Origin of the sequence: Ihubacter massiliensis (assembly GCF_024125305.1) — a bacterium.
GTDB lineage: Bacteria > Bacillota > Clostridia > Peptostreptococcales > Anaerovoracaceae > Hominibacterium > Hominibacterium faecale.
Window position 1 is genome coordinate 3,345,346 of record NZ_JAMXVH010000001.1, and the last position, 22,914, is coordinate 3,368,259.

The following is a 22,914-nucleotide window of genomic DNA, read 5'->3' on the forward strand; positions in this document are numbered from 1 at the left end:
TCAACCGTTGGAAAATGCGTAAATTTCACGAAAAAATTTCGTTTTTTTCACGGAGAGTCCCCTTTTTGACACTGAGTCCCGGTGGCCGGAATTCGACATGCTGCGAGTAACTATCAAAAAACAAAATCAAAGACTGCCGGCTGTAAGTATGGTATAAGGTATGACAACTGCCAGCTCCAAGCAGTCGAATATGAGCAGAATGTAATCAACTAGCAATCACCTCCGGAGAAATGTAAAAAAGATATGGACAAGCGGGCGGAAGAAAGTTATAATATAACTCGACAGCTTGATATGTCGCCTTGGTCAAGTGGTCAAGACGCAGCCCTCTCACGGCTGAATCAGGGGTTCGACTCCCCTAGGCGATACCAAAGACAATGCCGAAAACCACTGAAATTTCAGTGGTTTTCGGCATTGTCAGACCTTTTTGAGGTGCAAAACAGACCACACGGACTAAAAGATAAAAAAGGACTGTAGCATTTAGGATGCCGCTACGGCTTTCATAGCCTTTATTGTAGACGTTTCAAGGCGATTTGCCTTGAAGATTTCTTTGGCTTTTTGTACCCTGGGCGTAAGCTGTCCAATATCATTGGTCTGTTTGGTTCCTTCATATTCGCAAAAGTGGACGAACTGACGGAATACACCTTTGATGGCCTTGGGGTTGTCTTTTCTAAAATCTGAAATCGCTCGGAAGTCCGGCTTCAATTTAAATGTTTTAGAGTGAAACTTTTCTTATTTTCTGCGAAGCTCACTAAATAAGTATCTTTATCTGCAAAATGCACGGTAAATGATCACTTTCTAAGAATAGATATATGTGCTTTTGATAAGGCAATCCACAGCGGGGGATTTTCGTCATTAGTTTGATTTTCCTGTGAAAATGATTTAGAATACCAAGTATACGATTTTGTGCAGGAGGACATGGAGTGGATATCAAAGGCGAAGTGAAAGCAAAACGAAATATGATCATGGCGGATATCGGACTTTTATTTGTTGCTCTTTTTTGGGGCGGCGGTTTTGTGGCAGGAAAATTCGCCCTGGAGGACATGAGCCCGATGAACATCATGGCCTATCGATATGTGGGAGCAGCGCTGGTCATGGCGTTGTTCTGCATGAGAAAATTCAAGCTGATTACTAAGAAAATGGTTCTCTGCTCACTGCTCATTGGCTTTCTCATGTATTTGGGCAACACCCTTCAGACGATCGGATTGCAATATACGACACCCGGGAAACAGAGCTTCATTATTTCTCTGTACACAGTGATGGTTCCGCTGTTGTCGTGGATTATCCTGAAAACCAAGCCGTCAAAGAAAATCCTTGCCGCGGCTTTTCTCGCTTTGGTTGGTATTGCGCTGCTGACGCTGAAAGACGATCTTACCATCGGGCTGGGTGACTTTCTGACCTTTCTTTTTGCCGTGACCTTTTCGCTGCAGGTGGTATTTATCGGTATCTTTATGAAGGATATGGATGCAACGCTGTTTACCTTTTTGGAGATTGGGATAGCCGCCGTCTTTTCACTTGTTACTGCACTGATCTTCGATACGCCGGCAGGCTTGCCTGAGATGCATCTGGTCCCGTTGCTGGGACTGATTTATCTGGTCACCTTTAATACTGCGTTCGCGTTTTTGCTGCAGAACTTGTGCCAACGATTTGCGCCTGCCAACCATACCGCCATTCTGCTGTCCACGGAAACCGTCTTCGGTACCGTTTTTGCCGTTACCCTGGCAAATGAAGTTTTTCGGGGCCGGATGCTGATCGGTTGTATTTTCATGTTTGCAGCCATCATCATTTCCGAGTTTCCGAGCAGAAAAAACAAAGCGCCCGCCGGGGATCCTGAAAACGAGTAAACGGCTATTTTTCATAAGAAAATAGTTCGATCTCCAATCCGCTGTGATAACGGTCGTCGACCACATCAATGACGGAACGCATGCGGCGGCCGCTGCTGGGAATGAACAGACCGGATAAGATTTGGAATTCATAGCAGTAAGGCGCATCCAAAAGATTCTTGGCAAAGAAGCGGGGTACGCAGGAATTCATTTGCCAGTCCAGAACTAAAAGCTGTTTTCCTTTGGGACAGCAGCGGATCAAATTGATGATCTGCTCCCAAGCGTACTGTACTGTTTCTTCTTCCGAAAAATATTTCTCCTGCATAGCAAAAAACTCATCCACTTTGGCCCAGGGATCGTAACGATAAAGTCCGTTGATCCGCACTGAGATATGCTCACCTTCATGGTCCGTAAGCTCCAGCACTTTGGGAGTATCAAAGGTACCGTATGGACAATAAAAGGCATGCTCGGCCAACTGGGCATTATAAGCCTTGACGATGTGCATCGAAAAGGTCGTATCTTTTTGTCTGCAAAGTTCATAGTAGCGATCCGATGGATCGGCCTTGCAAAGGAAAAGGCGCACTTGATCGAGGGGCTTATCAGACCAGTTTGAGGGTATGCAGCCATTGCGCAGAAAATATTGGAGGATAAGGATGCCGTCCTCACATTCATCCAGCCGCATGGCCTGACAGCGGTATTGGGTCATTTCTTTGAGGAGCTGGCCCGGATCGGCAGGATGGAGATCGGAAGGCCCGGCCTTGGCCTGCACCGATTCTACCACTTGAGGGTCGGAAAATTCTTCATAACGGAGAACGTCCCGGTTTGTGACGCAGGCATCAAGCGAATCTGCGGCGTTTTCACCAAGAATCCAGAAATCAGAACAAATTTCTCCTTCCGCTTCCCGCTCGGCTAAGGCCATAATCAGATAAGGACTATCGTCGTCGGCGATGACTTCCTTTCCTATAAAAGCGACTCTGAGAAAGCCGGGATCCGGTTTTTTCAAATCTTTAAGCTTCATGATTTTTTGCCTCCAATCACATTTGCCTGTAGATTTAACATTTCCGCAGCCGAATGGAGAAGCACGGCTCTCTCATTGGGAAGCTCTTCTTCCATCACCAGATCCAGCAGTCTGTCCAATGTCCTTCCGATTTCCGGGCCCTGAGGCATCCCCAGGGCTATCAGGTCGCGGCCGCTGACCGCAAGATCCCGGAGTGAAAAACAGTTTTCCGCTGCCAGCACGTCCTCCATCTTTTCGCTGAACGCCCGGATTGCGGATACTCGCTCCTGGGTATAGATGGGATTCTGGCTTTTCACATCTGCGTATTCCAGTTCGATCAAAAGTCTCAGCTTTTCTTCGCCCAGCTTATGGAGCAGCTTTCTGGCCTGTTTGGCCGTTGGGCGGAATACGATACTGTGGTTTCTGACGATGGAAGTGACTGTTTCTCTGGTGTGATTGTTGTATTTAAGCCGGGATAGCACCTCATCTGCGATCCGTTCGCTTGCCAGCTCGTGACGGTAAAAATGGCCCCAGCCTTCCTCGGTAACGGTCATCATCTCCGGCTTGCCGATATCGTGGAAAAAGGCGCACAGCTTTAATAGGGGCGTGTTTTTAATCTGATCGATTACATGAAGGGTATGGTCCCACACCGTATAGATGTGATAGCTGTTTTTCTGGTCAAGATCAAACATGGGCCTGGCTTCGGGAATAATCTGTCCGATAATCTCCCGATATTGGGAAAGTACGCTCATGGCCCCGGCGCCGCAGAGCAGTTTGTCCAGTTCTATGCGGATTCGTTCCGCTGAAATCCTGTCCAAAAGGGATTTACAGTCAATAAGGGCGGCGGCTGTTTCCTCTTCAATGGCAAAGCCCAGCTGTGCCGCAAAACGAATTCCCCGCATGATGCGCAGAGCATCCTCTTCAAACCGTTTCTTTGCCGTGCCCACACATCGAATGATCCCCTCCTGCAGATCGGCTGCGCCGCTGAAAGGGTCGATCAGACCCGCATCCGGGTGATATGCCATGGCGTTGATGGTAAAATCCCGGCGGCTCAGATCCTGCTTGAGGTCAGAGGTAAAGCGCACTTGCTTTGGATGGCGGCCGTCCTGGTATTCGCCGTCAATGCGGAAGGTCGTCAGTTCGAACGGCTGATGGTCCACAATCACTGTGAGGGTGCCGTGTTTCATGCCTGTCTCCACAAGGTGAAGGTCGGAAAAACATTGCTTCATTTCATCCGGCAGGGCGCTGGTGCAGATATCCCAGTCCTGGGGCGTCCGGCCCATGAGGCTGTCGCGGACGCACCCTCCGACTGCAAAGGCTTTATGGCCGCAGGCGGTCAGGCGGTTCATCAGATAGGCGGCTTGGTTTGGGAGCACGATGGAAACGGGCGGTGCTCCCTGTTTTAAATTGACTATAGCGTCGCAATGAGACATGGAAACTTCCTCCTTTTGCTTTCTATTTTAACACAAAAGCAGTATAATGGAGAGACTTGGAAAGGAGAAATTTTGTGGACAGAGAAAAGACAACGGTACAATTCCTCATGGAGCACGCGGCAAAGAAGCCTGTGTCCTTTCATATGCCTGGGCATAAAGGCGCGCAGCTTTACCGCCGTTTTGGCTATGGGGAATTTCTCGATCGATTTATGGACTGCGATGTTACAGAAATTCCGGGAGCAGATAATTTGTTTCAAACCGAAGGAGTTTTAAAAGGAACCCAGGAGCGTTACGCCCGGCTGTATCAAACAGATCATTCCTATCTGCTGATCAATGGCACCAGCTGCGGAATTATCGCGGCCATCCTGGCCAGCGTACCTGAGGGCGGAAAACTGATCATGGCGCGAAACTGCCATAAATCCGTATTCAACGCCCTGGCGCTGGGAAAGGTTTCGCCGGTTTACTTGTATCCTCAGCTGATTGAAGAGTACGGGATACTGGGACAAGTGACGCCCCAGGAAGTGGAACGGGCGCTGTTGGAAAATCCCCAGGCCGGAGCTGTCATACTGCCAAGCCCCAATTACTACGGCGTTTGCAGCGATATTAAGGCCATCGCCGACCTGGTCCATAAGCACGGGAAGGTTCTGATCGTGGATCAGGCTCACGGAGCCCATCTTAAATGGCTGAGCCAGGCGGGCGAAGGGCCGGCCTGCGCTGAGGATCTGGGCGCCGACATCGTCATCAACAGTATCCACAAAACCCTGGCATCCTTCACCCAGAGCGCTGTCCTCAATTTGAACTCCCATCGGGTGGACCGCTATGTGCTGGAAGATAAACTCCAGGCCGTTCAAAGCACCAGTCCGTCCTACCTGCTGATGGCATCCCTGGATATCAACGCCGATCTTTTGGAGAAGAAGGGATCGGAGCTGATGGTGCAGTGGCGGGAAAATTTGAATGCTTTTTATGAAGGGGTCAAACGAATACCGAATGTGCGGGTCATGGACAATCTTGAAAACTTCGACCGCAGCAAGATCAATCTGGATACGACCCTTCTTGGGATTTCCGCAGGCCGCCTGGAAGAGCTTTTGATGGAGCGGGGCGTGTTCGCTGAGCTTACGACTGGCAATATCCTCATGCTGATGACCGGAATCGGCAATCAGCGGCGGGATTTTGATGTGCTGCTTCATGCGCTGAGGGAAATCAGTAAACTTTACGGAAATGGGAAAAAACAGGAGCAAGCGGCAGTTCATACGGCGGGCGGCGGCCGCAGCCCCGGAAAAAAGCGGATTTACGATATTCCTAAGGATAAGCGGCGGGTCCTCCTTTCAGATGCCGCGGGGTGTATCTGTGCATCCTCCATCATCCCCTATCCGCCGGGCATTCCTTTGATCTGCCCGGGTGAAAAAATTGAAGCCGAAGATATCGACTATATTGCCGGCCTTCGGGCTGCCGGGGAAAAGGTGATCGGCGTCAATGAAGAGGGGGAAGTTACGGTAGGCAAATGAGCCTGCGGGCCAAACGGGGCGATGCGTTGGCTTTTGGCTGGGGTGCAGAGACTGGGTCCCGGGCCAGACTGTCAGACTCCACCTCAAAACCTTTCGGTCCTGATACTTTCCTAAATTTTGACTTTGGAATTTATGGAAAAGGGTAGTTATGTTTTGAAATTTGATAATCCGGGTATGAAAGTGGTGAGCTATACATTAAAAAAACTGAAAAACGGTCAGAATTCGTCCTGAAAAAGCTTTTTCTGACAGTCGGTTGCTGCAGAGCAAAAAATACGGGACAGACCGAGGAAAGGATGAAGAATTATGAAATTAAGCGCTAGAAATCAGTTAAAAGGCACAGTTGTTGAAATTAAGAAGGGTGCGGTAAACGGTATTGTAATCCTTGATATTGGCGGAGGCAATAAAATCAGTTCCACGATTTCCATGGCCTCCATTGAAGAACTGGGTTTAGAAGTGGGAAAAGAAGCTTATGCAATCATTAAAGCGACTTCTGTTATGGTTGGTGTTGATGATTAGTATGTTGTTGGCCAGATGATCCGCGGACAAACTGCCGGGTTTTTGTTGAATGGTACAGGATGCCCAAGGGCATCCTGCTTTTTTTGGCTGCGGAATGGCGTTGCGGCAAAGGGAAAATTGATACATTGTTGAACCAATTATCTCATTCGACAATTTTTGACACCGCTCCCGGCAACGCCGCACTCAATGGTTAGAATAGTATGGCATTTCAAGTAAATCTGTAGTAAAATAACAATGTGTTTGATGTGTTGTTTCAATTGTTATGGAGGGAAAGCTATGGATAAGAAAACCAGAACGATCATAATCGCTGTAAGTGCGGCTGCGGCTGTGGCTATGATCTTGGGCATTGTTGTTATCGCAGTTCAGGTGAAAGAGGTGCGGGACTTAATCGGAGAGGGCTCTGTGGTCGTCCACCAGACCCAGAGTTATGACGATGCAAGCATTGTTGAGACTCCCGAGCCGCCGTCGATTTTCTGCGACACCAGCGTGAAATTTAAAGGAAAAGATACCATCTCTGTCGAGGCAGGCACGGTGGAATGCCAACTATCGGTTACTCCCGTCGAATTCCGGGAGGGCACAAAGGCAAAGGTGAAAATAGACGGAAAAACCTATGCTTTAAAACAGAAAGAAAATACATTTGTGGGAACATTTCCAGTTTCCCTTTTCAAAAGCGTGGATCCGGAAGTGTATTTGATTGACGAAAAGGCCACGCGGACCGAGTCTGTGGATGGCGAAAACCCGTACATATCCACCGACTTTGGCTGGAGCGCAGCGGGATCAGATCCGTCAGCTGGCAAAGGTGAAACCCGATTTGACCTTCAAGTCACATTTGAATACGGCGAATTCATAGTCGAAGCGCCTTCTAATGCACAAGTAGTTGTAATGGCCGGCGGCAAACAGATTTATGAAAAACAGGTAAAGGTTATGGAGCTTGGGGAAGATTTTCCCGGATTTGACTGGAAAGACAGCGTCAAGAACCCGGATGACGCAGTCTTGGATGTTTATGTGGTAACAAAAGATGATAAAGGACTCACTTACCGCTATATGCTGGGCCAGGCCGGCAAAAAGCAGGACTTTTTCGATGAAGCGAAGAAGTCGATTACGGTTCTCAGCCCGGATAGAAAAGTTTTAGTAGATCGGAAGATCAAAGAATAAGGAGGATAAAGATGAAATTTACATTTGCAACCATACACGTGAAAGATTTGGAAGAATCCATTCGTTTTTATGAGGATGTGATCGGAATGAATACAGCGCGCAGATTTGCCGCCGGTCCCAACACAGAGATCGCATTCATGGAGGACGGTCCGGCGGAGATCGAGCTGATCTGTGACAAAACAGCTGCCCCGGGAAGCTTCAGCGAGGATCTGAGCCTGGGACTTTCCGTGGATTCGCTGGATGAGGCGATGGCGGAAATGGAGCGCCAGGGCGTTGTCATCACAGGCGGACCGATTCAGCCCAATCCCAATACAAGATTCTTTTTCATCAAAGATCCAAACGGCGTAACGCTGGAAATCATTGAGCAGAAATAAGCAGAAGGAGAAAAAGCAATCGATGAAGATCATCATTACAGCAGGAGGAACCAGCGAACGAATTGACGATGTCAGATCCATCACCAATACTTCCACAGGCAGACTGGGCCATGCCATCGGTGAGCGTTTTCTGGATAACTATTCACAGGAGATCGACCAGCTTTACTATCTCCACGGACTGAGAGCACAGCCCCTTGAGGGCACCAATGTGACGGCAATCCCCATCGAGGGCGTTCGTGATTTGGAAGCAGAGCTGAAACGGCTGCTGACGGAAGAACGGATCGACGGGGTTATTCATGCCATGGCAGTAAGCGATTATATGGTGCGGGAAGTGACCACTCTGGAAAAGATCAAGTCCGGCGATACCACCAAATTGGAAGGAAATAAGATCAGCTCCAATATCGACGATTTGACCATCATCATGCAGCGGTCGCCCAAGGTGATCCGTATGATTAAAAAGCTCAGCCCGCAGACAACGCTGGTGGGCTTCAAACTGCTCAGCCATGTGCCCCATGAAGAGCTGATACAGGTGGGCTATGGGCTCCTGCAAAAAAATGATTGCAGCTTTGTCCTGGCCAATGATCTGGCGGAGATCGGCCCCAATATGCATAAGGGCTACTTGATCCACAGGGACGGTACCTGCGACTCCATGGAAAATAATGAGCAGATCGCAGATATGATCGCAAAACGGGTTTGGGAGGAAACGAGATGAACGTATTATTAGGGGTAACGGGCAGCATCGCCGCCTATAAGGCTGCGGAAATCACCAGCCGCTTGACAAAGCAGGGGCATAACGTGGATGTGATTTTGACGGAAAGCGGCAGCCGGTTTATCACGCCGCTGACCTTTCAGACATTGAGCAAAAACAAAGTCTATATGGACATGTTTGAGGAAATTACGCCCAGCGAAGTGAAACATATTTCGCTGGCAAAAAAAGCCGACCTGGTATTGATCGCTCCCGCGTCAGCCAATATCATCGGGAAAATAGCCGGCGGCATCGCAGATGATTTTCTGTCCACAGTGACTATGGCCGCGGCGGGCAGGGCGCCCATCTATCTGGCACCTGCCATGAATACGAATATGTATGAAAATCCCATCGTGCAGGCAAACATTGAAAAGCTGAAACAGTTTGGCTATCATTTTATCGATCCCAAAGCCAGCCTGCTGGCTTGCGGGGACTTGGGAAAAGGGGCGCTCGCTGATGTGGATGAAATCGTTGATGTGATTTTAAAAGCACTGGAGTGCGAACAGTAGGGGGAAACGAATATGGAATTACAAAAAGAAAAAAATCGAATTTTTGCAGTGGATAACAGCGGAAAACTAGTGGCGGAAATCACCTTTCCCGATGCGGGAAACGGCCTTGTAGACATCGATCATACCTTTGTCGATGACTCGCTGCGGGGACAGGGAGCGGCCGGACAGTTGGTGGAAGCGGCGGCAAAGCAAATTGCATCTGATGGAAAGAAAGCCAGGCTTACCTGCTCTTACGCGGTGAAATGGTTTGAAAAACATAAAGAATACCGGGATATCCTCGCAGATTAATTTTTCATTGAACTTTCCGGCATTTTTTGTTAGAATCTAGGAATATTGAGCGTGTAAAGGAGTGAAGATATGATACATTACCAGAGTACCAGAGGAAGTAAATATATAAAGACGTCGGCTCAGGCCATTATTCAGGGCATCGCAGAGGACAAGGGGCTCTATGTTCCCAATGAAATCCCGGGTCTACCATTTGCCATTGAGGACATGATCGGAAAGTCCTATCAGGAGATCGCCTTCCGCATTATCCGGGCATTCTTTGAAGATTACACGGATGAAGAGATGGAAGCCTGCGTTAGGGGAGCTTATGATTCAAAATTTGAAGAAGAGGAGATCGTGCCCATTGTAAAAGGCGGCGACGCTTATTTTCTGGAACTGTATCATGGGAAAACGGCGGCGTTTAAAGATATGGCCCTGTCCATCCTGCCGTACCTTCTGACAACCGCAATGAAAAAGGAAAAGGAAGATAAAAAGATCTGCATTTTGACCGCAACCTCCGGTGATACGGGCAAGGCGGCCCTGGAAGGATTTGCGGACGTTCCGGGCACAGAGATCATCGTCTTTTATCCCAATAAGGGCGTCAGCCAGGTTCAGGAGCGCCAGATGGTGACGCAGGAGGGGGAAAACACCCACGTATTTGCCATCAACGGCAACTTTGACGATGCGCAGACCGGCGTGAAAAAAATCTTCAATGACAGCAGTTTTGCCGAAAAGCTGGCGGAAATCGATTGCAAACTGTCGTCGGCCAACTCAATCAACATCGGCAGATTGGTGCCCCAGGTGGCGTATTACGTTTACGGTTACATCAAGCTGGTCGAAAGAGGCGTGATTGAAAACGGCGATAAGGTGAACATCGTTGTTCCCACCGGAAACTTCGGAAATATTCTGGCTGCTTACTATGCGGGACAGATGGGCATTCCGGTTAAAAAGTTCATCTGCGCTTCCAACGAAAACAAGGTGCTCACAGATTTCATCAACACTGGAACCTACAACACCAACCGAGAATTCTTCCTCACCAATTCTCCGTCCATGGACATCCTGATTTCCAGCAATCTGGAACGGCTGCTCTATCATCTGAGCGGACAGGACGGCGAAGAGATCAAGGGTTTGATGGAAAGCCTGGAAAAGAACAAGAAATATACCGTAAGCCCCAAGATCAATTACGCGCTGGATCGTTTTTACGGCGGTTATGCGGATGTGAAAAGAACCAATGAAACCATCGGCCATATGTATAACAAGTATGGCTACTTGATGGATACCCACACCGCGGTCGCATACCGGGTTTATGAGGATTATGTTGCTTATACCGGCGACAAGACGCCGACTCTGATCGCGTCCACGGCCAGCGCTTATAAGTTTGCCGACAGCGTTACAGAATCCATCGGCCTGGAAAAGGGTGAAAGCGGATTTGAATCGGTCAAGAATTTATATGAAAAGACAAAGGTACGCGTGCCTGCCGGGCTGAAGGATCTGGAGAACAAAGAAATCCGACATACGGGGGTTCTGGACATCGAAGAAATGCCGGACGCAGTATATGACTGCCTGAAATAAATACTAAATATGATGGAGAAGGCTGCCTGCATGAAAAAAAGCTATTGGCTTCATGCAGCTGACCGTCATCTGGGATTGCACTGGCTTTTATCTAAGTTAGTGCAATTTTCAATTTTTTGCCGATTTCTATTCGAAATGGGCAAAATCCGGGGGGGTATGTCCATATAAAAATACGATATTTGTACTAAATTTTTGAGGCACCGAAATTATCTTGCTATATGAATATAAGAACAACTGCTTAAGGTTGCGCTAACTCTGCCTGGGATAGCCGTTTTTTGTGATAAAAGGTGAATGTTATATGGACTTCGGCTGGAAAAAGGTCAGACTCGAATATAAATGGAAATTATCTACTTTTTCGTTCGCTCGGTTGATGAGTTGCATTTGTAATCATCAAGGCAACTTCTGTCATGGTTGGTGTTGATGACTAGTATGTTGTTTAACGAGTTGTTTGCTGAATGATTGGTGGGCATTCTGCCGGGTTTTTATGACAGCGGTGGTATAGCTTGCTCGATGCGGCTTGCAGGTTAAATTGGTATGGTCGAATTGGTGCAGGATTTTTTTGGCGGCAGAATGCCAGCGCATGAAAATGGGGTTTTTCTGATTTTTTCCATAAACCTGTTCCCTACTTTGCTGCATTCAATTTTTCGGCAAAGCAGTATCCATATAAGCGAATGATCTGACAGCTACGTTAAATCTAGGTTAAACTTTGTCCATTGGGGTAGAAGATTGGGCATACTTTGATATAATGAAGGAAAGGAGGATAAAATATGAATGTAATAATGGAAAAACAAAAACGAATCGCGCTGATAGCCCATGATCATCTCAAGGATGAGCTGGTGCTTTGGTGTGTGAAAAACAAAGATGAGTTGAAGAAGCATTTTTTATGCGGAACGGGTACCACGTCCCGGTTGATCGCAGAGGCCACGGGCCTGCCGGTAAAGGCGTATAAAAGCGGTCCCCTGGGAGGCGACCTGCAGGTTGGTTCCAGGATTGCTGACGGCGAGATCGATATGATGATTTTTTTCTGGGATCCGTTGGAAGCACAGCCTCATGATCCGGATATAAAGGCGCTGCTGCGCATTGCGGTGGTATATGATATTCCGGTTGCAACCAATAGTGCAACGGCTGACTTTCTCATTACATCTCAGTACATGAATTCTCAATATGAGCATGTGCTTCAGGATTTTCAAGCACTGACGGAAAAGCGGGCGGAGACTATGAAAAAAGAATTTGAGTAAAACTATCGTTTTTACTTGCAAAGGCCTGCGTTATATGGTAAATTATTAAGTGCGCCAAGCGGTCCGATTTGGGACACGCTGGGGCAGCTATGGAGGATTGACCGAGTGGCTAAGGAGCTCGCCTGGAAAGCGAGTAAGGTGTAACAGCCCCGCGGGTTCGAGTCCCGTGTCCTCCGCCAAAAAAACACGTCCGAATTCGGGCGTGTTTTTCTTTGGTGGAATTGAGATACAGTCGGGACTCGAACCCGAAAGGGCCGGAGCGTGAAGCGAGGCTGTCCGGCGGACAGCCGAGTAGCGACGGGTCCAAGCCGAAACGGGAGTGAAGGCGCAGGACGGCAGGTTGCGGAGCAAGCAGCGTAAGTCCCGTGTCCTCCGCCAGCAAGAACGTTACGAAAGTAGCGTTCTTTTTCTTTATAATACAGGAAATATCGATTGCGTAACATTTCCTGTATTTCAAAAAAGTTTACCTTGTGAAAGTGAGCGCGAAGCGCGAATAACGTTTCCAGAGGAAACTTTTTTATAGTATAAGGGATGTCGCCTTCTGAACATCTAGGCGGTATGCCTTATACTTCAAAGAAATGATTATAAAGAGTAAAAGCGGGTCTGAATGAAAATAATACCTAACATCAATTGGATATAATACTCTAAGATACAAAATGTCTATATAGTTAATTAACAGCCCGTTGTTATATTAGTAAGACAATGATAAAATATAGCATAATTATCAGATCGGTTCGATCACAACATAAATAAGGTGGTGCTGTAAGATGGATCGAGCAGCTATAGTTGAATTAGCAGAGGGAATCCAAGAAATTTTAGGCGAAAAAATTGTTAAAATTATCTTATATGGTTCTGTGGACAGGGGAACTGATACTGAGGAATCAGATGTGGATGTTGCTTTATTAATGATCGAGAAAATAGACCGGAAGACAAAAGACATATTATCAGATTTTATTGTAGATATGAATTTAAAATACAACAGAGTTTTTTCTGTACTAGACATAGATTATGAGCAATTTCAAGAATGGCAGCAGGTGTTACCGTTTTATAGAAACATAAATCAGGAAGGAATCATACTATGGAAAGCCAAGTGAAAAAACTGAATTTAGAGATAGAGGAACAGGAATTATGAAAAGCGAATTACTTGACTTGCAATTTTACAATTAAATTAAAGAAGTTCTGAACTCAGCACGGCATAAGGTCTATTCAACAGCTAATTTTGCAATGGTTGAAGCCTATTGGCAAATCGGAAAAGCCATAGTAGAGAAACAAGGCGGCAGTCAAAAATCAGAGTATGGCAGTGGGTTGTTAAAGGCGCTTTCAAAACAAATGACGCAAGACTTTGGGAAAGGTTTTACAGTTGCCAATTTGAAAAATATGAGGCAATTTTATTTAACTTTTCCAAATCGCTATGCACTGAGTAGCGATTTGAGCTGGACCCATTACAGACATCTTATGCGAGTTGAAAATGAAAAGGCCAGGCAGTTCTACGCAGATGAAGCGGTTCGATCAGGCTGGAGTACCAGACAGCTAGAGCGCCAGATCAATTCTTTCTTTTACGAACGGCTGCTTTCAAGTCAGAACAAAGAAAATGTGGCTTCAGAAATTCAGACTTTGGAATCGGGGAAAACGCCGGAAGATATTATAAGGGATCCATATGTTCTGGAGTTTTTGGGTTTGTCATCAAATGATGATTTTTATGAATCCGATTTAGAGCAAGCGCTTATCAACCACCTTCAAAAATTTTTGCTAGAACTTGGGAGAGGCTTTTCCTTTGTTTCGCGTCAAAAACGTATTACCTTTGACGGTCGACATTTTTACATCGACCTGGTATTTTATAATTATATTTTGAAATGCTTTGTATTGATTGATTTGAAACTTGGTGATTTGACACATCAGGATTTAGGCCAGATGCAAATGTACGTCAATTATTATACCAGAGAACTTATGAATGAAGGGGATAATCCACCTATTGGAATTGTGTTATGTGCAGATAAAAGCGATGCAGTTGTCAAATACACATTACCGGAAGATAATCTTCAGATATTTGCTTCAAAATACAAATTATACCTGCCGACAGAAGAAGAACTGCGCCAAGAATTGAAAGCAGAATACAGAGCCTTGGAAGAAGCTGACAGCGTTTGAATTTAACCTTTCCAAATCGCCACGCACTGCGTGACTAATTGAGTTGGACGCATTACAGTCATCTTATGATGTATAAAATCATGGAATTGTTTGATATGTTAACGCTGCCCGAGAAGGAAGAGCTTCTTAAAGAACTCCGGAAGCCTACAGATTTGGAACGCAAAGAACCAAAGAAAACCAAGTTGGAAGAGGCATGGCATGATACTCAGCGAAACATAAAGAAAGTAAACTTCTATGATTATATTGATGATCAGCTTGAGATAACGTTGATTTGGGACATCTGCGAAGACCTGATAAAGCCGTCGAGATTGCTGAGCTCGGACTCAGGAAGTGCAAAAGAGACCAGACCGAGATTCTCATATATTTGCTCCGGCATGCACAGGAGACCGGAGACGAGATAAAAGCTGCCAAGCTCATCAAGGGCGCAAAGCTCCGCAAGGCCGTTAACTTTGCTAAGGTACAGGTTGTGATGCTGTCAGCTTATCTGATGTTCGGATAATAACTGTCCCAATTTCCCACCCGCTCGCAGCAATTAGCTATTATGCATCCATAGAGTACAACTTAAAATAATCTTTTCATTAATAGCCGACAGATTTCGCACCATGTGCAGCTTGTTTGTCTGTAAAGCCTTCAAATTCTAATTGTTCTTTTAGACCTTTTTTGGAAAAGCCAGCGTCAAGCATTAAGTAGTCTTTAGCTTTTTGCAGGGCATTTTTTTCACCCAGCGTAGTACTTTCAGTTGCTGCCGTCGTTGCCGGGGCTTCAGTGGTAGCCATTGTCGTAGAAGGTGTCGCCTCTGTAGGTGTGGAAGCCGTTTCAGTATTCTCATCTCCGCTTGCAAAGCATCCAACTATACCTAAAACAACAATAATTACAAGGATAATGAACCATACCCGTTTATAAATCGGCTTCTTTGCTTTCATGCCCTGACCTGGTCTTGGCGTGGAAGGTATTGTAGGTTCAATATCACTAGTAGTTTTGGATCGTTCGGGAAATAGATGCGGAACTTCTTTCATTTCAGAGCCGCAATTTGGGCAAAAGTTCGTGTCTGCCTCAGTTCCACATTGTAAACATTTCTTCATCGTGTCCTACTAAAAAATTGTGTACTTTCTCTAACCATACCCCATCATGCCTTAATTAAATTATTATTCTACCATTATACAATACTATTTCTTAAAAGCTTCGCAATAGCCCACTAGCTCGACGCCGTGCAAACACAGTTGCTGCCGCCTTCTTTTGCCCGGTAAAGCGCCTTGTCCGATGCTGCGATCAAGCTTGAAATTTTGTCACCGGACCGCGGCGTCATACAAGCCGCTCCAATGCTGACCGTCGCCTTTGTCGGCTCGCCGCCGCAAGTTTCCACGGAAAGTTCTTCCACCTTCCTGCGGATTTTTTCCGCCATAAACGAAGCGCCGAACAGATCCGTATTGGGCAGCAGGATCACGAATTCATCCCCGCCGGTACGCGCGGCCACATCCCCCGGACGCGAAAGGGATTCTCTGAATAAGGCAGATATGGACTGAAGCAGCAAATCCCCCTGGGGATGGCCGTAAGTATCGTTGTATTCCTTAAACCGGTCCAAATCAACGGTCAAAAGGCTGATGGGAATCCTGTATTTTATGGACTCAGCCCACTCATGTTCCAGCTGTTTTTCGAAAAAGCGCCGGTTATACAAGGATGTGAGCGGATCGGTCATCACCATCCGGTGAGAAGAACGCTCTCGCTTCCGATAGAGTACCACAACCAGAGCAAGAATGACCAAGAGCAGGGCTGATATTCCCGCCAGATAGGGGACCCTCTGCTCAGCCAGCTTCTTGCTGTAGTCGAAAACCCGTCTTTCCCAGTGATCCGTAATTTCTTCGCAGTCCACCAGCTTCTGCGCCTTGCTTATGATGGAACTGAGCACCTTTTGATCCTTGTTGAGACCAAAGTAAGCCTCGCAGGGAATATTCAAAGGAACGTTTACCTTAAAGCCAGGTCGTTCCATATAGTTGGTAATAAATAAAAGCAAATGGCGGGGCATCATAATCAGATCCACATCTCCGGCTCCCAGAGCTTCAAAGCACAGCTTTGCGTCCGAATACAGTTTAATATTTTTGTGGTCTGGGAATATCCGGTTGAAGGTTTCCTCGTAGGCCGTGCCCTCAAGAAGTCCCACCTTTGACAGGGTGACCTGACTGATGGTCATATCGTCTTGGTCCATGCGGGACAAAAGAGCATAGCTGTCCGTGGAATATGGCGCGTCCGGCCACAAATAACGTCCGCTGCGGTCCTTGGACTTAATCAGGTTGGTAATGAGCACTACGTCGCCGTTGTCTAATTTTTCAAGGATCGAATTCCAGGGTTCCTCTGTTCCTGTGGTTACTTCAAAAGAAAGATCGGTCAGACTTTGCACTTCATCGAGAATATCATGGGCAATACCCTGCCACTTGTGCTCCTGCTCGTTGTAAAAGCTGATGGGATAGTTGTCGAACTCTGCGGCCACAGGGATTGGCTGCTTGTTATCGATATGATCCTTCAGATACGCCTTTTCTTCCGCGGTGAGCGATTTGTACAGCTGTTGGCGCAAATACTCTTTTTTTCCCTGTTCATATAAATCCGACAGCTCCTGCTTGCCGCCATGTTTTAAATATTTCTCCACCACATTAATCAGCGAGCTCAGATCCGGATTGGCAGTAGCCAGCGAAACAGAAGTAAAAGCTACCGGGTAATACTCCTGATAGGCGATATCCGAGTAATATTCCAGTAGCGAATCGGTGGTGGCCTCGTGAACAAAGCCGTCGAGGGTGCCGTCACGCAGTCCTTCCGCCGCCTCTTTGTAGTCCCGGACAAAGACCGCCTCAAAGGGTACTGCGGAAGTTTCCCGTACCCGCTCATAGGTTGTGGCATCTTTCAGAAAACCGTAGCGCAGCGTCTCCTTGCTGCTCAGAAGATCCAGAGGTTCTCGGTTGGCATTGCGAAAAACAGCAAAGGAACGTTCCGCAATAGAGCTGGTCATAAAATAGGTTTTGCGCCTGTCTGGCGTAGCAGTAAATTCGCCGCTCAAATCTACAGAGCCATCGTTCAGGGAGGCTTTCAGTTTATCCCACTCCAGGATCTGGGGCGTGATCTTCAAACCCAGCAAGCTGCTGAGCCGCTGGCATACAAGATTGGCGTAGCCTCCGATCTGGCCATCTAAGGAAACAAACGCCTCTTCCGAATAAATCATTCCGTAAACCAGGCCCTCCGGGTGCTGCTGTTTCAGCGATTCTATTTGGGCGATCTCTTCCTCGGTTACCCCGGGGATGTCCGTATAATATGCCGCCGCTTTGTCGTTTGACGCAGCCGAAACGGTGATCACAGATCCAAATAGAAAAAATATGAAGAAATATATGAAAACACGTTTGCAGTGTTCAAGCATTGGATTTCCTCCCAATCTCAAATTCGCGTACTGGTTGTGTGTGGCACATAGCTGTACTAGGCCATATATTCGCCAAAATAGGAATTGACCGCCGTGGCGTCTCTCTGGGAGCAATCGTAGCTGTCACATTTTATTATATCACTACATTTTATTAATGGACAGAGGGCGGGGGAAATAATTTATCTCGTCAACAGTGAGATGCGGATGAAATATGAGTCCATCGTGTTGGTGGTCATTTCATCTAAAAGATATTCATCATAAAAATAGTTATCTGTTTCCAGTCCGCTATCTTTTGCAAACGCTAAAAGCTGCTTATGGTATTTGGGAGTCTTCCAATATCCATCTTTATGATAAATGGTAAGATAATCCCCTTCTGGATGTATCCAGGGATCGGAATAGTCGTTTTTGTTTGTAAGCTTTGTCTGAAAATATTTATGATGAATAATTTTATTTTCATATATGGAATCAATATGGGTAATTTCACCTACAGAATAAGGCGAATAGATATCAAGCAGCTTTAGGCTTTTGTTATGATAGCCTTCGTAATGATAAACTTCTTCAATAACGTAAGGGTTTCCATCGAAAGCAGTGACATAGAAAAATTCTTCAGGAAGATGTTGAATTTTAATTTTATTTAATTCAGCGTTCAACGCTTCCTCTGTAATGCTCCGTCTGCCGTTTATAAATTTCTGGATCCGTAAAATCTGTGCAAGCCTTTCTTCGAGCTGCGCCGCTGTTTTGTTCAATAGCTTGGCAAATTTCTCTGGCGTTCGATTTTCAACGTATTTTTTGATCTCCAATATTGGCATATCCAATTCACGCAGCGTTAAAATCAGTGTAATATCGTCAAACTGCTGCCAAGAATAATATCGATAGTTATTGTCGCCTTTTATCTGGGGGGAAATCAAGCCAATCTTATCATAATAATGAAGTGTGGATTTTTCGATGTCAAACATTTTCGCGAACTGCCCGGTCGTATAGAGCCCATGCTCGTTTAGCTCATTTATTTCGTAATCATTTAACATAAAATACTCCTTGACTATAAAGTTCCTTTATAGCTTACCATAAAATCAGTAAATTTTAAATATTATAAAAATTGGAATTTTGTAAAGGAGATGAGGAAATGAATGATAGTGAAAATTCAAAGCCAAAACAAAAAGTCGGTGTGATCGGCGTAGTATTTATGATTTATGCCATGGCTTGTGCGGGCGCATTTGGAATTGAAGATATGATTCCGTTTGCCGGCCCCGGATTGACCGTGGTAATGCTAATTGTTATCCCTTTCTTCTGGGCTGTGCCCAATGCGTTGATATCCGCAGAACTGGGGTCGGCGCTTCCCTATGAAGGGGGCAGCTATGTATGGGTAAAGAGGGCTTTCGGTGAATTTTGGGGATTTCAGAGTTGCTTTGGAAGACTGGTTTCTTACTATGTAGGAGTTCCAATTTATGTTGTCCTTGCGGGGGACTATATGGGATCTTTATTAAATTGGAATGACACCTATACATATATCTTCAAGTTGATTCTTATTGCGATATTTGCATTTATCAATTATAAGGGTGTAAAAGATGTGGCTGCGGTAGGAACGGTTTTAGGTATATTGATCGTGGCCGCATTTGCTTGCGTCATCATTATAGGATTCTCACACGCCCAGTATAATCCGGTAGAGCCGTTTGCCCGCGAGGATCAAAGCGTAATCGCATCTGTTGGGGGAGCGCTGGCGATTGGTATGTGGATGTATACCGGATATGAATCTATGGCCAATGTGGCTGGGGAACTGGAAAATCCACAAGTTATCCCAAAAGCGCTGATGATTGTAGTCCCCTTAATCATCTTAACGTATGTACCAACAACGATAGCAGGGCTTTGCAGTGTTGGTCAATGGAAAAGCTGGGGTACAGATGGTGTATCCTATGGCGATGTAGCGGCGCTCGCAGGTTCTGGATGGGCCGTGTTCTTTGTGGTAGTCGCTTTCCTGGGGCAGATATCCACTTACAATAGTTGGATGGCCACTTCATCAAGAGCCTTTTTGGTACTTGCGGAAGATAACCTGGCGCCTAAAATTTTGACGAAGACAAACAAAAATAGTGTGCCAATTGTGGGATGGGCTTTGATGGTAGCGCTAAGCGTTCTATTCGCGTCGTTTTCTTTTGATGTGATTGCGATCCTAACTGTAACGGCAATCTTGTTTCCGACCTCATTGATGATGTTTGCCGCATTGAAACTCAGAATAAGCGAACCGGACTTACCAAGGCCATTTAAGGTAAAGCTGAACAATTTCTGGTTCGGGGCACTCTGTATGCTGGTACCTCTTACCGCATTTGTAGCCTTATATTTGAACGGGTTAGATTATTTTGTTGCTGGATGTGCCATGTTCATCATTGGGCCAATTCTATATATGATTGCAAGAAAGTCTTTAGGCGGAATGACGAAAAAAGATCCTGAACATAATCCTGAAAATCCTAAGACAAAAATGCCATACGGCGATATGAAGAGAATCGCGTTTTTTTACTTCATGTTAGGCGTTCTGGTGGCAATTGGATACTTCTTTTTGAACTGGTACGAAGACCCGGCCTATTATATCGAAACCTATGGGAACGAGCATATTTTCAATCTTTTTATGGGCGGTGTGGTCGGTACAGCTTCCGTAAGCTTTATATTGGCAATTGTTTTCTATGGGATACACAAGAAAAAAGATGATGCCACAAACAGAATTGATACAAAGCAGGAGGGCTTAAAATGAATGGTTATAATGGATGCGTCGCTATCATTAGCGGCGGTGCGGGAGGAATTGGAAAGGCTGCGGCCGTGGAATATCTCGAAAAAGGCGCAAAAGTGTACTTGATCGGACGTACGGCTGACAAACTGAAAGACGCAAGAGAAGAACTTAGTAAAATAAGCGACAACGTCTTTGCTCTGCAAGGGGACGTATCAAAAGAGCTTGATTGTCAACGGATCATAAATCATGTGGCTGAGAGAGAAAAGAGCATCGATCTCCTTGTCAACAGCGCCGGAGTCTATATAGAAAAACCAACTTTAACATGCAGCGTCGAAGAATGGGACCAAGTGATCGATATCAACCTGAAAGGAACATTTTTGATGTGCAGACAGGTCATGCCGCACCTGATAAAAACCAAAGGCGCGATCGTAAATGTAAGCTCGGATGCGGGCCTCGTCGGGTTCAGGGGAGCGGCCGCGTACTGCGCGTCCAAAGGCGGAATCAACCTTCTGACAAAATCTTTAGCCGTAGAATTTGCGGAGCATGGTGTGAGAGTCAATGCGGTCTGCCCGGATATGGTTGATACGCGAATGCTGCAAAAGGATTTCGAGTCCTCAGGCTTTAAGAGCAGGGAAGAATATGACCGTTACAATTGGGAAGCGTTTTCCCAGGGCGGCGTACAGGGAAGATACATCCAACCGGAAGAAGTGGCAAAAGCAATTGCATTTCTGGGCTCGCCAAAGGCAGCGGCTATTACGGGTGTTTGTCTGGCTATGGACTTTGGATTGACGGCAGGGTTTTAACGGAAAGGAGCTCATCTATGATTGCAGACACAGTTCTTACTAATGGAAAAATCTATACGATGGACAAAGATAACACAGTTGTAGAATCCATTGCTATCAAAGCGAACAAAATTATATTCACGGGTTCCGATAGTGAGGTCAAAAGCTACATCTCCAGCCATACAAAGGTTGTGGATGTGAAGGGAAACACTGTCCTGCCGGGACTGATCGAGACGCATGTCCACGTCCCGGGTAACGCGTATAATGTTCTGCATAATATCGATTTATACGATGCGAAAACCACAGAAGAGACGGAAGCGGTGATTGAAAGATTTATAAAAGAACATCCGGAAAAAAACAGGTATTATGGCAAAGGATTTAAGACTTCTGTTTTTCCTGGGACAGAGAGCACGAAAGGCCCCAAAAAGGAACGGCTGGATCGAATATGCAGCGATAAACCGATCGGGATTATTGATGAAGGCGGCCATATATGCTGGCTGAACAGCAAAGCGTTAGAGCTTGCCGGCATTACGGAAACGATTGAGGAGATTGATGGCGGAATCATTGAAAAGGATGAAAAAACAGGGGAGCTCTGGGGAATCTTAAAGGACGAAGCGAAAAAGCTTTTTCCGGAGCAGCAGTTTTCTCCGGAAGAAAAAAGGGAAGCTTACCAATGGTTTCAGGATTTGTTTACATCCTATGGATATACGAGTATCCTGGCTATGCGGCAATCCGCGTCATCGGATCCTACGCCTATTTTAGAAACGATTGCATATTTTGATGAACAGGATCAGCTGAATTTGCGAGTGGCGAGCGCGCGAGAAATAAAAGTTCTGGAAGATGAATACATACAAATAAACGATCTAGCGGAGCTGAAAAAAAAGTATCATCAGGAAGACGGAAAAATAAAAGTAACAACGGCAAAATTCTTTTTAGATGGAACGGTAGAAGGCCTGAACGCATTTTTAAGCGAGCCTTATAGCCTTGAAGCCGGCAAAGGTGAGAATTACTACGGCGAACTCTTCTGGGATGAAGGACGTTTGAAAGCTACCTTTATAGAAGTTTTAAGCAGGGGCTTTAATATCCATATCCACGCTATCGGCGATGAAGCGGTCTCAAAGGCTGTTGAGGCGTTGGAGATAGCTCAGGAGAAAGTCAAAGGAGATCATCGCAATTGTATCACGCATTTGCAGCTTGTACACGCGGACGACTTTTCAAAAATGGCAGAGCTGAATATCATCGCCTGTGTAAATCCCTATTGGCATTTTAAGGAGCCATCCGTATATTTCGACGGTGAAGAAGTCTTTCTGGGCAAGGAACGGGCGGAAACAGAATATCCTCTCAAAAGTTTCATCGACCACGGTGTTATCATCACCTGCTCCGCGGATTATCCGTCTTCCCCGTACCCGAATCCGTTTTTCGCTATTCAGGCGGGAGTTACGAGAAATCTCTATGACGCTGATTATTTTGGCGCTGAAAAGATTACAGACGAGAACGACCCCAAGTGGCGGCTGAATCCTGAAGAAAGAGCCGGCGTACTGGAGCTGGTAAAGGGCTATACGATCGATGCGGCATACGCGATGCATATGGAAGATGAGATAGGCAGCATAGAATGTGGAAAAAAAGCGGATGTTATCGTAATAGATAGGGATATCTTTGCCATAGATCATCTGGATATTGAGAATACAAAAGTATTAAAAACGTTTTTCGATGGCAGAGAAGTATATTCCTGCAAGAAATAAT

General features: G+C 46.1%; 21 protein-coding genes and 2 tRNA genes. 18 read left to right on the forward strand and 5 right to left on the reverse strand.

The annotated features are described in order from the left end of the window. Positions 1 to 293: 293 nt before the first annotated feature. Together NIA71_RS15425 and NIA71_RS15430 are read left to right on the forward strand one after the other, a co-directional pair. Positions 294 to 368, forward strand: a tRNA-Glu gene (locus NIA71_RS15425). 552 nt (positions 369 to 920) lie between these two features. Continuing rightward, a complete protein-coding gene (locus NIA71_RS15430) occupies positions 921 to 1,841 on the forward strand; it encodes a DMT family transporter (RefSeq protein ID WP_148397445.1) in 921 nt (306 codons plus the stop codon). A 4-nt stretch (positions 1,842 to 1,845) separates the two neighbouring features. Here the strand turns inward: NIA71_RS15430 and NIA71_RS15435 are convergent, their stop codons facing one another. Together NIA71_RS15435 and NIA71_RS15440 are read right to left on the reverse strand one after the other, a co-directional pair. Next, positions 1,846 to 2,838, reverse strand: a complete 993-nt coding sequence (locus tag NIA71_RS15435; RefSeq protein ID WP_253020886.1) for a hypothetical protein — start codon at positions 2,836 to 2,838, stop codon at positions 1,846 to 1,848. Continuing rightward, the gene (locus NIA71_RS15440) at positions 2,835 to 4,250 is read right to left on the reverse strand and encodes a CCA tRNA nucleotidyltransferase (RefSeq protein ID WP_253020887.1); all 1,416 of its coding nucleotides are present in this window, start codon (positions 4,248 to 4,250) and stop codon (positions 2,835 to 2,837) included. The genes NIA71_RS15435 and NIA71_RS15440 overlap by 4 nt, the downstream gene beginning before the upstream one ends. A 74-nt stretch (positions 4,251 to 4,324) precedes the next feature. Here NIA71_RS15440 and NIA71_RS15445 point away from each other — a divergent pair, with 74 nt between their 5' ends. The 13 genes from NIA71_RS15445 to NIA71_RS15505 all read left to right on the forward strand — a co-directional run bounded on the left by NIA71_RS15445 (position 4,325) and on the right by NIA71_RS15505 (position 14,674). Beyond that, positions 4,325 to 5,755, forward strand: a complete 1,431-nt coding sequence (locus NIA71_RS15445; RefSeq protein ID WP_253020888.1) for an aminotransferase class I/II-fold pyridoxal phosphate-dependent enzyme — start codon at positions 4,325 to 4,327, stop codon at positions 5,753 to 5,755. A gap of 303 nt (positions 5,756 to 6,058) precedes the next feature. After that, entirely contained in the window at positions 6,059 to 6,271 is a 213-nt protein-coding gene (locus NIA71_RS15450; RefSeq protein ID WP_148397441.1) for a TOBE domain-containing protein, read from the forward strand. Positions 6,272 to 6,547: 276 nt separating this feature from the next. Next, complete coding sequence (locus NIA71_RS15455; RefSeq protein ID WP_253020889.1) at positions 6,548 to 7,426, forward strand: hypothetical protein; 879 nt, start codon at positions 6,548 to 6,550, stop codon at positions 7,424 to 7,426. Positions 7,427 to 7,437: 11 nt separating this feature from the next. After that, positions 7,438 to 7,800 carry a VOC family protein gene (locus NIA71_RS15460; RefSeq protein ID WP_148397439.1) on the forward strand — a complete coding sequence of 121 codons (363 nt, stop codon included), beginning with the start codon at positions 7,438 to 7,440 and terminating at the stop codon, positions 7,798 to 7,800. A gap of 22 nt (positions 7,801 to 7,822) precedes the next feature. Beyond that, positions 7,823 to 8,512 carry a phosphopantothenoylcysteine decarboxylase gene (locus NIA71_RS15465; RefSeq protein WP_253020890.1) on the forward strand — a complete coding sequence of 230 codons (690 nt, stop codon included), beginning with the start codon at positions 7,823 to 7,825 and terminating at the stop codon, positions 8,510 to 8,512. After that, entirely contained in the window at positions 8,509 to 9,054 is a 546-nt protein-coding gene (coaBC, locus tag NIA71_RS15470; RefSeq protein ID WP_148397437.1) for a bifunctional phosphopantothenoylcysteine decarboxylase/phosphopantothenate--cysteine ligase CoaBC, read from the forward strand. The genes NIA71_RS15465 and coaBC overlap by 4 nt, the downstream gene beginning before the upstream one ends. 12 nt (positions 9,055 to 9,066) lie before the next feature. Then, positions 9,067 to 9,342, forward strand: a complete 276-nt coding sequence (locus NIA71_RS15475) for a GNAT family N-acetyltransferase (protein WP_253020891.1) — start codon at positions 9,067 to 9,069, stop codon at positions 9,340 to 9,342. A 69-nt stretch (positions 9,343 to 9,411) separates the two neighbouring features. After that, a complete protein-coding gene (thrC, locus tag NIA71_RS15480) occupies positions 9,412 to 10,890 on the forward strand; it encodes a threonine synthase (protein ID WP_253020892.1) in 1,479 nt (492 codons plus the stop codon). A 767-nt stretch (positions 10,891 to 11,657) separates the two neighbouring features. Beyond that, positions 11,658 to 12,128 (forward strand): methylglyoxal synthase, encoded by a 471-nt coding sequence (locus NIA71_RS15485; RefSeq protein ID WP_148397434.1) that lies wholly within the window; start codon positions 11,658 to 11,660, stop codon positions 12,126 to 12,128. Positions 12,129 to 12,219: 91 nt separating this feature from the next. Then, positions 12,220 to 12,307 (forward strand) — tRNA-Ser (locus NIA71_RS15490). 588 nt (positions 12,308 to 12,895) lie between these two features. After that, positions 12,896 to 13,222, forward strand: coding sequence for a nucleotidyltransferase family protein (locus NIA71_RS15495; RefSeq protein WP_148397433.1), 327 nt, complete (start codon positions 12,896 to 12,898; stop codon positions 13,220 to 13,222). 85 nt (positions 13,223 to 13,307) lie between these two features. Continuing rightward, the gene (locus NIA71_RS15500) at positions 13,308 to 14,273 is read left to right on the forward strand and encodes a PDDEXK nuclease domain-containing protein (protein ID WP_290446078.1); all 966 of its coding nucleotides are present in this window, start codon (positions 13,308 to 13,310) and stop codon (positions 14,271 to 14,273) included. An 80-nt stretch (positions 14,274 to 14,353) separates the two neighbouring features. Next, positions 14,354 to 14,674: a hypothetical protein gene (locus NIA71_RS15505; protein ID WP_253020893.1), complete on the forward strand. Its 321-nt coding sequence runs from the start codon at positions 14,354 to 14,356 to the stop codon at positions 14,672 to 14,674. A 177-nt stretch (positions 14,675 to 14,851) separates the two neighbouring features. On the opposite strand, the gene NIA71_RS15510 is transcribed toward NIA71_RS15505, so the two are convergent. The 3 genes from NIA71_RS15510 to NIA71_RS15520 form a co-directional block, all read right to left on the reverse strand. Further along, positions 14,852 to 15,355, reverse strand: a complete 504-nt coding sequence (locus NIA71_RS15510; RefSeq protein ID WP_253020894.1) for an Ltp family lipoprotein — start codon at positions 15,353 to 15,355, stop codon at positions 14,852 to 14,854. A gap of 113 nt (positions 15,356 to 15,468) precedes the next feature. Beyond that, the gene (locus tag NIA71_RS15515; protein WP_148397431.1) at positions 15,469 to 17,673 is read right to left on the reverse strand and encodes a GGDEF domain-containing protein; all 2,205 of its coding nucleotides are present in this window, start codon (positions 17,671 to 17,673) and stop codon (positions 15,469 to 15,471) included. A gap of 179 nt (positions 17,674 to 17,852) precedes the next feature. Next, entirely contained in the window at positions 17,853 to 18,698 is an 846-nt protein-coding gene (locus tag NIA71_RS15520; protein ID WP_148397430.1) for a MerR family transcriptional regulator, read from the reverse strand. A gap of 98 nt (positions 18,699 to 18,796) precedes the next feature. On the opposite strand from NIA71_RS15520, the gene NIA71_RS15525 reads away from it, so the two are divergent. Genes NIA71_RS15525 through NIA71_RS15535 form a run of 3 tightly spaced genes read left to right on the forward strand, consistent with a single transcriptional unit; the run spans position 18,797 to position 22,913 of the window. After that, entirely contained in the window at positions 18,797 to 20,413 is a 1,617-nt protein-coding gene (locus tag NIA71_RS15525; RefSeq protein WP_253020895.1) for an APC family permease, read from the forward strand. Further along, entirely contained in the window at positions 20,410 to 21,192 is a 783-nt protein-coding gene (locus NIA71_RS15530) for an SDR family NAD(P)-dependent oxidoreductase (RefSeq protein ID WP_148397427.1), read from the forward strand. The genes NIA71_RS15525 and NIA71_RS15530 overlap by 4 nt, the downstream gene beginning before the upstream one ends. Positions 21,193 to 21,209: 17 nt before the next feature. Then, positions 21,210 to 22,913, forward strand: a complete 1,704-nt coding sequence (locus NIA71_RS15535; RefSeq protein ID WP_253020896.1) for an amidohydrolase — start codon at positions 21,210 to 21,212, stop codon at positions 22,911 to 22,913. Position 22,914: the final 1 nt, after the last annotated feature.